Below are 14,736 nucleotides of genomic sequence, written 5' to 3'. Positions count from 1 at the left end.
CAAAGGGTTACTGCGCGGATCACACGGGCGTCGCAGCGCCGTCGCACCACCCTACTGCGCCCGCTGATCACGCTGCGCCCGCACCGCCCCCGACGGCCGCGTCCCGCTCGCCGCCCGCCGCGCCGTCCGCGCGGGGCAGCAGCGACGCGAGGTCACCGGTGTCACCCAGCCGCACCACGTAGGGGCGGAGCCGGGTGTAGCGGATCACGGTCACCGAGCACGGTTCCACGGAGATCCGCTGGAAGAGGTCCAGGTGCATGCCGAGTGCGTCCGCGACCAGGGACTTGATGATGTCACCGTGCGAGCACATCAGATAGGTCGCCTCGGCGCCGGCGGTCTCCTCGACGCGGGCGTTCCAGTCCCGCACCGCGCTCACCGCGCGGGCCTGCATCTCCCGCATCGGCTCGCCGCCGGGGAAGGCGGCCGCGGAGGGGTGCTGCTGGACGGTCTCCATCAGCGGCTCGTCGGTCAGCTCGGCGAGCTTGCGGCCCGACCAGTCTCCGTAGTCGCACTCGGTGATCCGTTCGTCGGTCTCCAGGCGCAGCTCGGGGCGGGCGTCCAGCAGCGGCGCCAGGGTCTCCAGGCAGCGTTGGAGCGGGCTGGAGACGGCGGCGGCCAGCGGGACTCCCGCGAGCCGGGCGGGCAGCGCCGCGGCCTGGGCGGCGCCGCGTTCGTCGAGGGCGACGCCGGGGGTCCGGCCGGCGAGCACACCGGAGGTGTTGGCGGTGGAGCGGCCGTGCCGCACCAGGATCAGCGTGGGCATGACCGCAACCCTAGGGCAGGCCGCCGGCGACTGGCCCGCTTCCCTGGCAGGGGCCCCGGCGACGGGCGAGAATGCCTGGTGTGATCGTGGACTGCGCCATCTACCGCGAGGGCCGCCGCAGCGAGTGCGCGACGGACTTCTCCCGCGCGCTGGACGCGGCCCGGGCGGAGGGCCACTCCTTCCTGTGGTTGGGCATGCACGAGCCGACCCAACACGAGTTCGACCAGGTCAGCAGCGAGTTCGGCCTGCATCCGCTGGCCGTGGAGGACGCCCTCAAGGCGCACCAGCGGCCCAAGCTGGAGGTCTACGACGACTCGCTGTTCATGGTGCTGAAGCCGATCACCTACGACGTCGCGGCCGACACCGTGACCGCTTCGGAGCTGATGCTCTTCGTCGGCGACTCCTTCGTGGTCACCGTCCGGCACGGCACGGCCAGCCCGCTGGCGACGGTCCGGCAGCGGCTGGAGCAGCATCCGGAGATCCTGCGGCACGGCCCCGGTGCGGTGCTGTACGCGGTCAGCGACGCGGTGGTGGACCACTACCTGGAGGTCGCCGGCGAACTCCAGGTGGACATGGAGGAGTTGGAGGCGGAGGTGTTCGCCCCGATCCGCCGGGAGACCCGGAACACCGCCGCGCAGATCTACGCGTTCAAGCGCGAGGTCCTCGAATTCCGGCGGGCCACCGTGCCGTTGGTCGATCCGATGAGCCGGCTGCAGGACACCCGCGTGCCGTTCATCCACGACCACGCCCGGCCGTTCTTCCGGGACGTCGACGACCACCTCACCCGCGTCAACGAGTCCGTGGAGGGCCTGGACCGGCTGCTGTCGGACATCCTCGCCGCCCATCTGGCGCAGATGGGGGTCCGGCAGAACGACGACATGCGCAAGATCTCGGCGTGGGCGGCGCTGGCCGCGGTGCCGACGCTGATCGCCGGCATCTACGGCATGAACTTCCACGACATGCCGGAGCTGTCCTGGTCACTGGGCTATCCGACGATCCTGCTGCTGATGGCCGTCATCGAGGTGTCGCTCTACCGGTTGTTCAAGCGCCGCGGCTGGCTGTGAGGCGTCCGGCCCGGCGCGCCGGTCAGGCCAACTCCGGTGCGGCGGTGGCCGGACCGCCCAGCGCGTCGCGCCGCTCGGGCATGGCGAGGCTGACCATCCGCCGCCAACCGAGCAGCCGCTCGTAGCCGTAGTAGGCCGTGATCCCCGCCGTGAGCAGTGCGGACTTCAGCGGCGGCCAGCGCAGCAGGCGGCCCATGTGCGCCATCACGGCCAGGCTGACGTCCCGGTGCACGGCGATCTCGGCGAGCGCGCACTCCCGGAGGGTCCGTTGGATGGTCCGCCCGTGGCCGGCCCGCGCCAGGCGCAGCAGTTCCTCGTGGCAGTAGGCGAGGTGGTTCTCCTCGTCGTGGCAGATCATCGTGACCGCCCTGCCGACCTCGGGGTGGTCGCCGAAGAACCGGCGCAGCAGCAGCATCTGCTCGGCCGCGCGCTGCTCGGTGACCCGGCTGTGGGCGAGGTAGGTGATGACGTCCCGTTCGGTGAGCGGCTCGTCGCCGTGGAGCTTGTCGTGGGCCAGTCCGATGCCGCGGCGCTCCAGCAGCACGGTGTAGTCGGTGGCCGCCGGGACCTCGACGGGCGTCAGGCCGCGCTTGCGCAGCAGCGCGTGGAAGATCCGGCCGTGCTTGTCCTCGTCGGCGCCGTGCCGGGCGACCTTGGGCGCCAGCGCGCGCTGGGACGTCGGGAGCAGCGCGGCGATCCGGCCGTTCTCCCAGCCCCCCTGGGCCTCCCCGCTGGCCGCGATGGAGCAGAACAGGCGGTAGGAGGCGTCGTTGTCGACGATCTCCTGGAACAGGCTCCTGACCGAGAACATCAGCGTCACCTCCGAACGGACACGCCCGTAGACGGCAAGCCAAATGCCGTGTTCCGGCGGGGGCAACCGGGGGCGGTGCCCCGTGCGCCCGTTCGCCTGACCGGGTCGGCGCCGGGCCCGTAACCCGCCCGGGGCTGAGCCGTTGAGTTCCGTGACGGCCGTGGCGGGGAAGACCCCCGAGCCCCCACCACGGCCGCAGTGCTCCCCGACAGGCCCGGTGCCCAGGCACCGGGCCTGTCCGGCGTCCGGGACGCCGCGGGGGCTACGCCAGGCCGGCGCGCTCCAGCGCCTCGACGCCCGCGCGCAGCGCGGCCACCCGCTCGTCGAGGGTGAAGCCGGCCGGGGCCAGCGTCAGGGTGGTCACGCCGACCGCCGCGTACGCCTGCATCCGCTCGGCGATCCGGTCGACCGAACCGAGCAGGGTGGTCTGGTCGATCAGCCGCTCGGGGATCGCCGCGGCGGCGCCGGCCTTGTCACCGGCCAGGTACTTGTCCTGGATCTCGGCGGCCTCCTTCTCGTACCCCATCCGCTGCGCCAGCTGGTTGTAGAAGTTCTGCTTCCGGCTGCCCATGCCGCCGACGTACAGCGCGGTGTACGGGCGGAACTGGTCGGCGAGCGCGCTGACGTCCGCGCCGACCGCCAGCGGGAGGGTGGGGCAGACGTCGAAGCCCTCCATGGTCGCGCCGGCCGCCTCCCGGCCCGCCCGCAGGTGGGAGAGGGCGGTCTCCTCCAGGTGGTCGGCGGAGGGGAAGATCAGCAGCGCGCCGTCGGCGATCTCACCGGTCTGCCGGAGGTTCTTGGGCCCGATCGCGGCGATGTAGAGCGGGATGTGCTCGCGCTGCGGGTGGACGGTGAGCTTCAGCGGCTTGCCCGGGCCGTCCGGCAGCGGGAGCGTCCAGTGCTGGCCCTCGTAGGACAGCCGCTCGCGGGACATCGCCTTGCGGACGATCTCCACGTACTCACGGGTGCGGGCCAGCGGCTTGTCGAACTTCACGCCGTACCAGCCCTCGGAGACCTGCGGGCCGGAGACGCCCAGGCCGAGCCGGAAGCGACCACCGGAGAGGGAGTCCAGGGTCGCCGCGGTCATCGCGGTCATCGCGGGCGTGCGGGCCGGGATCTGGAAGATCGCCGAGCCGACGTCGATCCGCTCGGTCTGCGCGGCCACCCAGGACAGCACCGTGGGGGCGTCGGAGCCGTACGCCTCGGCGGCCCAGCAGACCGAGTAGCCGAGGCGGTCGGCCTCCTGCGCCACCGCGAGATTGTCGGAGTCCATGCCGGCGCCCCAGTAACCGAGGTTGATGCCAAGCCTCATACCGCTCCCCTTACCCATCAGTAACGTCGCTGTTCCGCGGACTCTAGCGCGCGGGTGCCGGAGCCGTCATCGGTGGGCGACGACCGGCCCGGGACCCGTCGCGCTGCCGTTGTCCACAGGTCCCCTGATCGTGCCGCACGGCGCGTAGGGTCTGGGCCCATGGAGCAAAGGCACCTCGGCCGCACGGGTCTGCGCGTGTCCCGCCTCGGGCTGGGCACCCTGAACTGGGCACGCGACACCGGCGAACAGGACGCCGCGGAACAGCTCAAGACGTTCTGGGAGGCCGGCGGCACCCTCGTCGACACCGCCGACATCTACGCCGACGGCGGCGCCGAGTACCTCCTCGGCCGGCTGATGGAGGGGCTGGTGCCACGCCCCGACCTGGTCGTCGCCACCAAGGCCGGCAGCGTCCTCGCCGCGGACCGCCGGGTCGACGGCTCGCGCCGCCACCTGCTCACCGCCCTGGACGCCTCCCTCGCCCGCCTGGGCACCGACTACGTGGACCTCTGGCAGCTGCACGCCTTCGATCCGCGCACCCCGTTGGAGGAGACCCTCCAGGCGCTCGACCTGGCGGTCACGACCGGCCGGGCGCGCTACGTGGGCCTGGCGAACTTCTCCGGCTGGCAGCTCGCCAAGGCCGCCACCTGGCAACTGGCCGCCCCCGACGTCCGCAACCGGCTGGCGAGCACGCAGATGGAGTACTCCCTGGTCCAGCGCGGCGTCGAGCGCGAAGTACTGCCCGCCGCCCGGGACCTGGGCCTCGGGCTGCTGCCCTCGTCCCCACTGGGCCGCGGCGTGCTCACCGGCAAGTACCGCCACGCCACTCCGGCCGACTCCCGCGGCGCCTCGGACCACCTCGCGCCGTTCGTCGCGCCCTATCTGGACGACACCGCGAGCCGGGTCGTCGACGCGGTCGCCACGGCCGCCGACGGACTCGCCGTCACGCCCCTGCACGTCGCGCTCTCCTGGATCCGCGACCGCCCGGGCGTCACCGCCCCGCTCCTCGGCGCCCGCACCGCGCAGCAGCTCAGAGCCGCGTTGTCAGTGGAGGCGCTTAGTCTTCCTGACGAGATCCGCCGGGCGCTGGACGATGTGTCGGCTCCGGTGCACCACTATCCCGACCACGACTGGAGCACGCTGTGAGTACCGACCGCGCCGGCGACAACCCGCCCGAGCAGGAGGCTGCCGCGCCCGGTGACGAGGCGGTCGGCGCGGCCGGCAGCGCGGCCGGCGCCGAGGGCGCCCCCCAGTCCGGCCCCGCCGCCTCGGTGGCGGCGCTGGCGGCGGCGGTGCGGGCCGTGGAGAGCGGTGAGCGCTCCGCCGCGTCGTTCTTCGCCGAGGCCCCGCGGGCCGGCAAGCCCGCCGCACCCGCCGCCCGCCCCGCGGCCGGCGGGACCGAAGGCCCGGGCCGGGGCGGGCAGTCGGCTCCGGCGGGCCCGGCGCCCGCCCCGACCCGCCCGACCGCACCGGACCCCGCCGCCCGGGACACCGCACCCGCCCCCGCGGTCCCCGCGGCCCGCCCCGCCGTCGCCCCGGCACCCGGCATCGAGGGCGTGCGGCGGGTGCTCGCGGCCGGCGGCGCCCCCGAGGCGCTCGCGGAGCGGGCCGCGGAGACGCTCGGCCAGCAGGCCGCCGAGACGCTGACCGAGGATCCCTGGCAGCTGCTCGCGGTCCCCGGCGTCCGCCCCGAGCAGGCCGACGGCTTCGCCCGGGCCCTGCTCGGCGCCGCCTGCGGGCCGGGCGACGAGCGGCGCGCCCAGGCACTGATCGGCTGGCTGCTGGAGCAGGCCGCCCTCGCCGGCCACTCCGCCCTGGAGGCGTCCGCACTGCGCGCCGCCCTCGCCCAGCGCGCCGTCCCTGACCCGGACGAGGCCCTCCAGCACGCCATCGCGGACGGCGCGGTGCTGGTCTTCCAGGACGCGCTGGAGACCCCGGGCCGCGCCCGGGCCGCCACGGACGACGACGCGGAGCAGCCGGTCCGCGTCCTGCTCGGCCTGGACCGGTTCGCGATGGCCGAGGAGAGCGTCGCCGACGGCCTGGCCCGCCTGCTGAACACCTTCGAACGGCCGGCGGACGAGCCCACGACCGCCATGCCGGGCGCCACCACCGACGACGCCGGGGCCGACGGCGAGCCCCCGGCGCCCCAGGGCCCCGCGACCGAGGACGGCCCCGAAGCCACCGCCCCGGAGGACGCCGGGGCGGACGACGCGGCGGACGCCCGCGTCCACCCCTCCGCCGGCGCCTGGGCGGCCGTCGCGACGGCCGCACCGTCGTCCTCCGCCGCCGAGCTGATCCAGACCGTCGCGTCCAGCGGCCTGACGACGCACACCGGCGGCGAGGCGGCCCGCGCCGAACCCGCCGCACTGATCGCCGCGGCCCGCGCCCTCGGGCTGCGGGCGTGCGGCGCGACCCACACCGCGGACGGCCGCCGGCGGCTGGCCGCCCACCTCGCCGAGGTCGCGGCGGACGGCGCCGCCGCCGAGCCGGCCGGGGCGGACGCCGCGGTGACCGTCGCCGGCCTGCTGTCCGGCCAGGAGGGCCCGGGCCGGGACGCCGACGGTGCGCTCGCCCTCGACCTCCTCGTGGTGCTGGACGCCCCGCAGCTCGACCTGGACACCGCCGCCGTGCTCGTCGAGTCGCTGTCCGACGGGACGCGCCTGGTGCTCAGCGGCGATCCCGGCGTCCTGTGGTCCGCCGGCCCCGGCCGGCTCTTCCAGGACGTCCTGCAGTCCCGCTTCTGCCCCCAGGTCGCGTCCCGCACCCCGGACTTCGGCCCGATCGGTGAGCTGGTGTCGGGCATCGGCGTCGGCGAGCTCGACGCGGTCCAGGCGCCCGGCAAGGAGGTGGTGACCGTTCCGGTCCGGGACGCCGGCGAGGCGGTCCACCGCACCGTCCAGCTGGTAGCCGACTCGGTGCCCCGGGCCCTGGGCATCCCCGCCGACCAGACGCAGGTCATCACCGTCGGCCACGGCGGCGCCGCCGGCACCCGCGCGCTGAACTCCGCGCTCAAGGAACGCCTCAACCCCGGAGCCGGCCGGTTCGGCGGCTTCGACTCCGGCGACCGCGTGGCCTACGCCCCGGCGCCGGGCCGGACGCTGACCGGCACGGTCACCGGCGCCGACGCCGAGGGCCTGCACCTCGACTGCGAGGGCACCGCCGTGGTCGTCCCCCGCGAGGAGGTGGCGTCGGGCGCCGTCCGGCACGGCTGGGCACTCACCGCCCACCAGGCGGCCGGGTCGCGCTGGCCCGCCGCGGTCGTGGTGCTGCCCGGCGACGCCGCCGGCGGGCTGACCCGCGCCTGGGTCTACACCGCCTTCAGCCGCGGCGAGCGGCACCTGTCGGTGGTCCAGGGCGTGGACCAGGCGCTCGCCCGGGCGGTCGCCGAACTGCCCGCCAAGGAACGCACCACCCGGCTGCGGACGCTGCTGCGGTTGCAGGCCGAGGAGCAGGCGGCCGATCCGGCGGCGGACTGACCGCACGCACCCCGCGCGGCGACGGGCCCGCGGGGCGACGGCACACCGGCCGTCCGCCCCGCGGGCCCGCTGCGCCGCGTCTCACCTGCTCCGGTCGGCCGGCTCCAGGAGGTCGTCCTCGTCATCGTCGTCGTCGAGTTCCTCGTCGAAGACCGAGCTGACGTCGAAGCGGCACACCACCCGCTGCGGATCCGCGTGGTCGAACGGCGCGGCGAGCCACTCCCCCGGCTCCGCCGGCTCGTCCACGGCCGCCACCCACAGGGTGGAGTCCCCCTCCTCCAGGCCGAACTCCCGGTGCCGGGAGGCGATCTCGTCCGGTTCGTACTCGCCGAAGAGCACCCCGAGCGCGGCGTGGACGCTGCTGCCGACCACCGCGACGGCGTCGGCGGCGCGGCCGGTCGCGTCAGTGGCGGCGTCCGGGTCCAGCGCCGCGATGCGCTGTGCCTGATGCAGCAGGCGCTGCGGCTTCGCGACGGTGTAGTCGCGCCGGATGAGCACGCTCAGCGCGCTCGGCTCCTCGGGGCCCGCGTAGGCGGGCAGGGCGTCGTTCCCGGGGATCTCGAAGGGGGTGACCTCGTCGTAGGCGTCGTAGAGCAGCTCGTCATAGGCCTCAGCGGCCGCGGCGACTTCGTCGAACGCGGCGTAGACGGCCGGGTCCTCCGGCCCCGAGCGGCGCTCGACCGCGTCGAGGTGACGGTCCAGCGCGGCTTTGACCGCCTCAGCGGCGGCACGTACCTCGGCAGCGGAAGGCTGCGCAGCATCAGACATAGTGCAGACGCTATCCGTACCGGGGCCGGTCCCGCACAATAGATGCGATGCCGGAATACGAATTCTGCGATGTGTATGTGCCTCGGGGCGTCTCCCGCAAGGCCGCCACACGCCTGCTGACCGACCACGCCGAGTACGGACACTGGGAGTTGGACCGACTTCGTCTCAATCCCGACGGCAGTCGTCGGGTGCGGCTGCGCCGCCGGATCATCCGACAGCTCCGCGCCACCTGGTGAGTCCCGGGAGCGCGTGATCGCAGCAGAGCGGGCCCCGGTGAGGTACGGGGCCCGCTCCGTCGTGCTGTCACACCGCGGTCGCCGCTCAGCTACGGGCGGTGCGCGCCCGCCGGTAGAGGACCGCCCCGCCGAGCAGCATGCCGGCACTGGCCGGGATCGCGTACCCGAGGGCCCCGGCGCCGGTGTGCGCCAGCTGCTCCCCGCGCTCCGGCGTCACCGTCCGGGCGTGCGGTGCACCGGCGGTCTGCGTCCGCACGCCCGGGACGTCCGGCGTCTGCGGGGTGGACGACCGCGGCTCGTGCGGGCTGCCGGGCTGGTGCGGCGTCCCCGGCTGGTGCGGGGTGCCCGGGTGGCCGGGAGTACCGGGGTGACCGTGCTCCGGCGGCTGGCCGGGCTGCGCCGGGTGCCCCGGGTGGGACGGGTGCCCCGGGTGGGACGGGTTCCCGGGGTGCGACGGGTTCCCGGGGTGCGACGGGTTACCGGGGTGGTGCGGGCGTCCCGGGCCCGACGGCGCGGTGTTGGCGCAGTCGTTCCCGAAGGACGGGTTGAGCACGCCGACCACGTCGACGCTGTTGCCGCACACGTTGACCGGAACGTCGACCGGGGCCTGGATGGTGTTGCCGGACCCGACGCCCGGGGAACCCTTCGCCCCGCCCACGGCGGTCGCCCCGCCGTGCCCACCGGACGTCCGCCGGTGCGTGCCCCCCTGGTCGTGCGTCCGCCCGTGGCCGCCGCCGTGCCGGCCGCCGGAGCCGTTCGCGCAGTGGTTGCCGAACGCCGGGTTGAGCACGCCGACCACGTCGACGGTGTTGCCGCACACGTTGACCGGGACGTCGATCGGGGCCTGGATGGTGTTGCCCGATCCGACCCCCGGCGAATGTGCCGTACCGCCCGCGGCGTTGGAGTCCGCCTGGGCGTATCCGGCGGCCATGGCGAGCATGCCGCCTGCGGCCGCCATGGTGATCAGGCCTTTTCGTGCGACCTGCCTCATAAGTCTTCCCCTGCCTTGTGCCTTACTGGAATGCGGCGGGTGGCGGCCGGCGGAGGTGTGGGTCACGCTCCGCGGACCGCCTCAGGTGGAGGATGCACCCGGCCGCGAAAATGCCCAGCGGCTCCGGAATGCCGCAAGGACACTCCGGAGCCGGACCGGGCCGGCCCTCAACGGGCCGGAGACGTCATCGGTAACGTCAGCCGTTCACGCAGGTGTTGCCGAAGGACGGGTTCAGCAGGCCGATCACGGAGATCGTGTTGCCGCACACGTTGACGGGGATGTGCACCGGAGCCTGGACGACGTTGCCGGAGACCACACCCGGGGAGTGCACCGCAGCACCCTGGGCACCGGAGTCGGCAACGGCCAGACCGGCACCCGCGATGACGACACCACCGGCGATCGCGGCAGCGGCGACGACCTTCTTGATCATGGTTCCTCCTAGTAGGCAATGCGGTCCCAGCCGCGGACCGCAGTCTGATCAACGAAGGCCGTGCCGTTGAAGCTACGAACACATCGCGGCGTTCACCCTTTCCGGCGAAGTCAATGTGAAAGGCAGGGAATTCACATCGACTTCACACTCGCCGTGGGCCACCGCACAGGTCGCCTTCCGGCAGGCACGACCCAGCAGGGAAGCCGCCGACGGCTCCGCGCGCGGACACACGACCCACCGGCGGCGTCGTCGCCGGCCGCACGCCCGCTCGCACACCTCTCCCCCGGCCGAACGGGCTTTCCCTTCCGGCCGGGGCGCAGCGGTGTGCCGCGCTCAGCTCTGCTCGATGCTCAGCTCTGCTCGATGAACCGGTCGAGCACCCGCACCCCGAACTTCAGCCCGTCCACCGGGACCCGCTCGTCCACCCCGTGGAACATCCCGGCGAAGTCCAGCTCCGGCGGCAGCTTCAGGGGGGCGAACCCGAACCCGCGGATGCCCAGGTCGTCGAAGGACTTGGCGTCGGTGCCCGCGGAGAGCATGTACGGCACGGCCCGGGCGATCGGGTCCTCGGCCTGGAGCGCCGACTGCATCGCGTCCACCAGGGCGCCGTCGAACGTGGTCTCCAGCGCCTTGTCCGCGTGGATGTCCTCGCGCTTGACCCGCGGCCCGAGGATCCGGTCCAGGTCCGCCAGGAACTCCTCCTCGTACCCGGGCAGGAAGCGGCCGTCGACGTGGGCGGTGGCCTCGCCCGGAATCACGTTGATCTTGTAACCGGCGCCGAGCTGCGTGGGGTTGGCGGTGTTCCGCAGCGACGCGCCGATCAGCTTGGCGATGCCGCCGAGCTTGGCCAGCGTGGCGTCCATGTTCTCCGGGTCCAGCTCGGTGCCCAGCGCGTCCCCGAGCTCGTCCAGGAAGGCCCGCAGCGTCTTGGTCACCCGCACCGGGAACTCGTGCCGGCCCAACCTCCCCACGGCCTCGGAGAGTTCGGTGATGGCGTTGTCCCGGTGGATCATCGAACCGTGCCCGGCCGAGCCGGCCACGGTCAGCTTCATCCAGTGCATGCCCTTCTGGGCCGTCTCCACCAGGTACAGCCGCAGGTTCTCGTTGACGGTGAAGGAGAACCCGCCGACCTCGCTGATCGCCTCGGTCACCCCCTCGAACAGCTCGGGGTGGTGGTCGACGAGGTACCGCGCGCCGTAGGTGCCGCCGGCCTCCTCGTCCGCGAGGAACGCCAGCACGATGTCCCGCGGCGGCTTGCGCCCCGTGCGCAGCCGGTCCCGCACGACGGCGAGCGTCATGGCGTCCATGTCCTTCATGTCGACCGCGCCGCGGCCCCACACGCACCCGTCGGCGATCTCCCCGGAGAACGGGTGGTGGGTCCAGTCGTCGGCGTTGGCCGGCACCACGTCGGTGTGCCCGTGGATCAGCAGGGCCGGCCGCGACCGGTCCGCGCCCTCGATCCGTGCGACGGTCGACGCCCGGCCCTTGTGCGACTCGAAGATCTGCGGCTCCAGGCCGACCTCGGCGAGCTTCTCCGCGACGTACTCGGCGGCGACGCGCTCCCCCGGACCCGAGTGGTCCCCGTAGTTGCTGGTGTCCATCCTGATCAGGTCCCGACAGAGGTCGACCACCTCGTCCTCGCCGGTGATCGTGCGGGACGGCTGCGCCTCGCTCATGCCGAAACCTCGCTTCGTCCGGCCCCGCATGCACGGGCCTCGCACCTCTCCGTCGTTCGCTCGCGGAGCTGGCTCACACTGCCTCCTGTTGGTTCACGGCCGCGGCGGCGTCCGAGGGCGCACCGCGGCGGGGTCCACCGCCATCCTCCACCCCGCACCCGCTCCGCCCAAGGCCGCAATGATCCCGACATGCGCTGGTCACAGGCGCGCGGCGGCCCCGGACCGGGGGTGATCGACCACCCCTGAACGTTTGCTATTGTTTTCCTCGTCGGAACGGCCCGGAGGTCGCAACGACAGACACCCTGTCCGGGTGGCGGAATGGCAGACGCGCTAGCTTGAGGTGCTAGTGCCCTTTATCGGGCGTGGGGGTTCAAGTCCCCCCTCGGACACCACATGGCACAGGCCCTGGATCTTCGGATCCGGGGCCTGTTGTCGTTCTGGCGCCTCCCACCGCCGCCTCCTCGGGGCCCCGCCGGGCGTGCGGAATTTCCGGTGCGGGGGTGCGGGGTCGTGCGTAGGGTGCCCCCGTTCATGGACGGTGAGAGGGGTGCGGGTGGTGTTGATCTTTGATGCGGACGACACGTTGTGGGAGAACAACGTGATCTTCGAGCGGGTGATCGACGAGTTCACGGGGTGGCTGGCGGGGCCGGGGCTGGACCGGGCGGCGGTGCGGGCGGTGCTCGACGGGATCGAGGCGGCGAACGCGGTGACGCTGGGGTACGGGAGCAGGGTGTTCCTGCGGAGCCTCGGGGAGTGCGTGGAGCGGGTGCGGGGGCGGGCGGCCACCGCGGCGGAGCGGAGCCGGATCGCGCGGTGGGAGGCGGCGTTCGCGGGCGATCACGTGGAGTTGATGCCGGGGGTGGCCGAGACGTTGGCGGAGTTGGCGGGGCGGCACGAGTTGCTGCTGCTGACCAAGGGGGACCAGGCGGAGCAGCAGCGGAAGGTGACCGCTTCGGGGCTGACCGGGCACTTCCGCGGGGTGCACATCGTGCCGGAGAAGGACGTCGCCACGTACGAGGAGCTGACGCGGGCCTACGGGTTGGTGCCGGAGCGGACGTGGATGATCGGGAACTCCCCGAAGTCGGACATCCTGCCGGCCCGTTCGGCGGGGTTGAACGCGGTGTTCATCCCGCACGTCCACACCTGGGCGCTGGAGCACGAGGAGGTGGATCCGGACGATGCGAAGGTGCTGCGGTTGGCGGAGTTCGGGGAGTTGGTGCGGCACTTCTAGGGCGCGGTCCGCAGGTCCGCCGGCCGCCGCCGGGCGCGCGGCCGGTCCCCGTTCGGGGCGGTCGTGGGCCCGGCGGCCGGTGCGGTCACAGCGGGTCGGCGGCGGTGAGCGTGTCGGAGGCGAGGGTCAGCCAGCGGGTGAGCGCGAGCTCGCGCAGGAAGCGGGGGTCGTGGCTGACCACGAGGAGGGCGCCCTCGTAGGAGTGGAGGGCGGTGACCAGGCGGCGGACGGAGGACATGTCGAGGTTGTTGGTCGGTTCGTCGAGGAGGAGGAGTTGGGGGGCGGGTTCGGCGAGCATCAGGGCGGCCAGGGCGGCCCGGAAGCGTTCGCCGCCGGAGAGGGTGCCGGCCCGTTGGTCGGCGCGGGCGCCCTTGAAGAGGAAGCGGGCGAGGCGGGCGCGGATGCGGTTGTTGGTGGCTTGCGGGGCGTAGTGGGCGACGTTCTCGACGACGGTGAGGTCGGGGTCGAGGACCTCGTCGAGGCGCTGCGGGAGGAAGCGGTGCGGGACGTGGAGGGCGGCGGTGCCGGCGGCCGGCGGGAGTTCGCCGGTCAGGGTGCGGAGCAGGGTGGTCTTGCCGGAGCCGTTGCGGCCGGTGAGGGCGATCCGTTCGGGTCCGCGCACCTCCAGGTCGGCGCGGGTGCCGTGGCGGGTGCGCAGGCCGGTGAGGGTGAGGACGGTGCGGCCCGGCGGGACCGCGGTGTGCGGGAGGTCGATGCGGATCTCGTCGTCGTCGCGGACGGCTTCGGTGGCCTCGTCGAGGCGGCCCCTGGCCTCCTGGAGGCGCTCGGCGTGCAGGATGCGGTGTTTGCCGGCGGAGACCTGGGCCTCCCGCTTGCGGGCGTTCATGATGATCTTGGGTTCGCGCTTCTGGGCGTACATCTTGTTGCCGTAGCGGACCCGGCGGGCCAGTTTGACGTGGGCGTCGGCGAGTTCGCGCTGCTGTCGGGCGACGTCGGCCCCGGCGGCGCGGACCGTCCGCTCGGCCGCCTCCTGCTCGAAGGCGAGGGCCTGTTCGTAGGCGGTGAAGTTGCCGCCGTACCAGTGGACTTCGCCATCGCGGAGGTCGGCGATCCGGTCGACGCGTTCGAGGAGTTCGCGGTCGTGGCTGACCACGAGGAGGACGCCGGACCAGGCGGTGACCGCGTCATGGAGGCGGCGGCGGGCGGGCAGGTCGAGGTTGTTGGTGGGCTCGTCGAGGAGGAGTACGTCGGGGCGGCGGAGCAGGAGGGCGGCCAGGCGGAGCAGGACGCACTCGCCGCCGGAGACCTCGCCGATGGTGCGGTCGAGGGCGAGGGCGGACAGGCCGAGTTGGTCGAGGGTGGCGCGGGCGCGCTCCTCGACGTCCCAGTCGTCGCCGACCGCGGTGAAGTGCGCTTCGCTCGGGTCGCCGGCCTCGATGGCGTGCAGGGCGGCGCGGGTGGCGGCGATGCCGAGGGCCTCGTCGACCCGGAGGCGGGTGTCGAGCGCGGCCTGCTGCGGGAGGTAGCCGACCTCGCCGACGGTCTTGACGCTGCCGTCGGTGGGGGTGAGTTCGCCGGCGATCAGCTTCAACAGGGTGGACTTCCCCGAGCCGTTGAGGCCGACCAGGCCGGTGCGGCCGGGGCCGACGGAGAACTGGAAGCCGTTCAGGACCGGGGTGCCGTCGGGCCAGGCGAAGTCGGTGCGGGTGCAGACGACGGCCGCGGCGGGGGTGGTGGCGGGCTTTGACATGCGGGTCTCCTGGGAGGTGTGCGCGGGGTGGGGTGGTGCGTGCGCAGGGAGACACCGCGGCAGTGCCGGGGTTCGGGTACGCCGTGCGTACGCCGAGGTCGGGGACGGGCCACGCGGGGTGCGGATCGCGGAGCGATGCGGCGGGCGCGGGCGCGGTGTCTTCCGGACCTCAGACGAGCAACGGCCTTCTCCTGTCGGGAGGGAGCCCCGCCGGGCGATGCCGGGCGGGGTGGACGGACACGACCGTAAGGGGTGGCGGGCGGGAAGGCA

Annotated in this window: 13 protein-coding genes and 1 tRNA gene; 6 read left to right on the top strand and 8 right to left on the bottom strand. The window is 73.7% G+C overall.

Annotated elements, in window-relative coordinates; all coding sequences use genetic code 11:
• Positions 1-67: 67 nt before the first annotated feature.
• Positions 68-763: a histidine phosphatase family protein gene (locus tag ACJ6WD_RS28160; RefSeq protein WP_233658050.1), complete on the bottom strand. Its 696-nt coding sequence runs from the start codon at positions 761-763 to the stop codon at positions 68-70.
• A gap of 71 nt (positions 764-834) precedes the next feature.
• Between ACJ6WD_RS28160 and corA the strand changes: the two genes are divergently transcribed.
• The gene (gene corA / locus ACJ6WD_RS28155; RefSeq protein WP_233658051.1) at positions 835-1,827 is read left to right on the top strand and encodes a magnesium/cobalt transporter CorA; all 993 of its coding nucleotides are present in this window, start codon (positions 835-837) and stop codon (positions 1,825-1,827) included.
• 22 nt (positions 1,828-1,849) lie between these two features.
• Here corA and ACJ6WD_RS28150 read toward each other — a convergent pair whose 3' ends face one another.
• The gene (locus ACJ6WD_RS28150) at positions 1,850-2,638 is read right to left on the bottom strand and encodes a ferritin-like domain-containing protein (RefSeq protein WP_331247601.1); all 789 of its coding nucleotides are present in this window, start codon (positions 2,636-2,638) and stop codon (positions 1,850-1,852) included.
• A 262-nt stretch (positions 2,639-2,900) separates the two neighbouring features.
• Positions 2,901-3,950: an LLM class F420-dependent oxidoreductase gene (locus ACJ6WD_RS28145; RefSeq protein ID WP_038518472.1), complete on the bottom strand. Its 1,050-nt coding sequence runs from the start codon at positions 3,948-3,950 to the stop codon at positions 2,901-2,903.
• Between the two features lie 159 nt (positions 3,951-4,109).
• Here ACJ6WD_RS28145 and ACJ6WD_RS28140 point away from each other — a divergent pair, with 159 nt between their 5' ends.
• Positions 4,110-5,093: an aldo/keto reductase gene (locus ACJ6WD_RS28140; RefSeq protein ID WP_233658053.1), complete on the top strand. Its 984-nt coding sequence runs from the start codon at positions 4,110-4,112 to the stop codon at positions 5,091-5,093.
• Entirely contained in the window at positions 5,078-7,423 is a 2,346-nt protein-coding gene (locus ACJ6WD_RS28135) for a helix-hairpin-helix domain-containing protein (protein ID WP_407616782.1), read from the top strand. Before ACJ6WD_RS28140 ends, ACJ6WD_RS28135 begins: the two co-directional genes overlap by 16 nt.
• An 81-nt stretch (positions 7,424-7,504) precedes the next feature.
• Here ACJ6WD_RS28135 and ACJ6WD_RS28130 read toward each other — a convergent pair whose 3' ends face one another.
• Entirely contained in the window at positions 7,505-8,191 is a 687-nt protein-coding gene (locus ACJ6WD_RS28130; protein ID WP_016574226.1) for a hypothetical protein, read from the bottom strand.
• 47 nt (positions 8,192-8,238) lie between these two features.
• On the opposite strand from ACJ6WD_RS28130, the gene ACJ6WD_RS28125 reads away from it, so the two are divergent.
• Positions 8,239-8,427 carry a DUF5703 family protein gene (locus ACJ6WD_RS28125; RefSeq protein WP_018537156.1) on the top strand — a complete coding sequence of 63 codons (189 nt, stop codon included), beginning with the start codon at positions 8,239-8,241 and terminating at the stop codon, positions 8,425-8,427.
• An 85-nt stretch (positions 8,428-8,512) separates the two neighbouring features.
• On the opposite strand, the gene ACJ6WD_RS28120 is transcribed toward ACJ6WD_RS28125, so the two are convergent.
• The 3 genes from ACJ6WD_RS28120 to ACJ6WD_RS28110 form a co-directional block, all read right to left on the bottom strand.
• Positions 8,513-9,385, bottom strand: coding sequence for a chaplin family protein (locus ACJ6WD_RS28120; RefSeq protein WP_407616771.1), 873 nt, complete (start codon positions 9,383-9,385; stop codon positions 8,513-8,515).
• Positions 9,386-9,614: 229 nt separating this feature from the next.
• Complete coding sequence (locus tag ACJ6WD_RS28115; RefSeq protein WP_233658056.1) at positions 9,615-9,848, bottom strand: chaplin; 234 nt, start codon at positions 9,846-9,848, stop codon at positions 9,615-9,617.
• 350 nt (positions 9,849-10,198) lie between these two features.
• Complete coding sequence (locus ACJ6WD_RS28110) at positions 10,199-11,524, bottom strand: M20/M25/M40 family metallo-hydrolase (RefSeq protein WP_016574229.1); 1,326 nt, start codon at positions 11,522-11,524, stop codon at positions 10,199-10,201.
• Positions 11,525-11,828: 304 nt separating this feature from the next.
• Here ACJ6WD_RS28110 and ACJ6WD_RS28105 point away from each other — a divergent pair.
• Positions 11,829-11,916 (top strand) — tRNA-Leu (locus ACJ6WD_RS28105).
• Between the two features lie 155 nt (positions 11,917-12,071).
• The gene (locus ACJ6WD_RS28100) at positions 12,072-12,755 is read left to right on the top strand and encodes an HAD family hydrolase (RefSeq protein WP_407616770.1); all 684 of its coding nucleotides are present in this window, start codon (positions 12,072-12,074) and stop codon (positions 12,753-12,755) included.
• Between the two features lie 85 nt (positions 12,756-12,840).
• On the opposite strand, the gene ACJ6WD_RS28095 is transcribed toward ACJ6WD_RS28100, so the two are convergent.
• Entirely contained in the window at positions 12,841-14,466 is a 1,626-nt protein-coding gene (locus ACJ6WD_RS28095; protein WP_407616769.1) for an ABC-F family ATP-binding cassette domain-containing protein, read from the bottom strand.
• Positions 14,467-14,736: the final 270 nt, after the last annotated feature.

The sequence above is a fragment of the Streptomyces sp. VTCC 41912 genome, assembly GCF_045799175.1.
Taxonomy (GTDB): domain Bacteria; phylum Actinomycetota; class Actinomycetes; order Streptomycetales; family Streptomycetaceae; genus Streptomyces; species Streptomyces albulus_C.
Note: the sequence above shows the minus strand (reverse complement) of the source record. Positions and strands in the feature narration are given on the sequence as shown.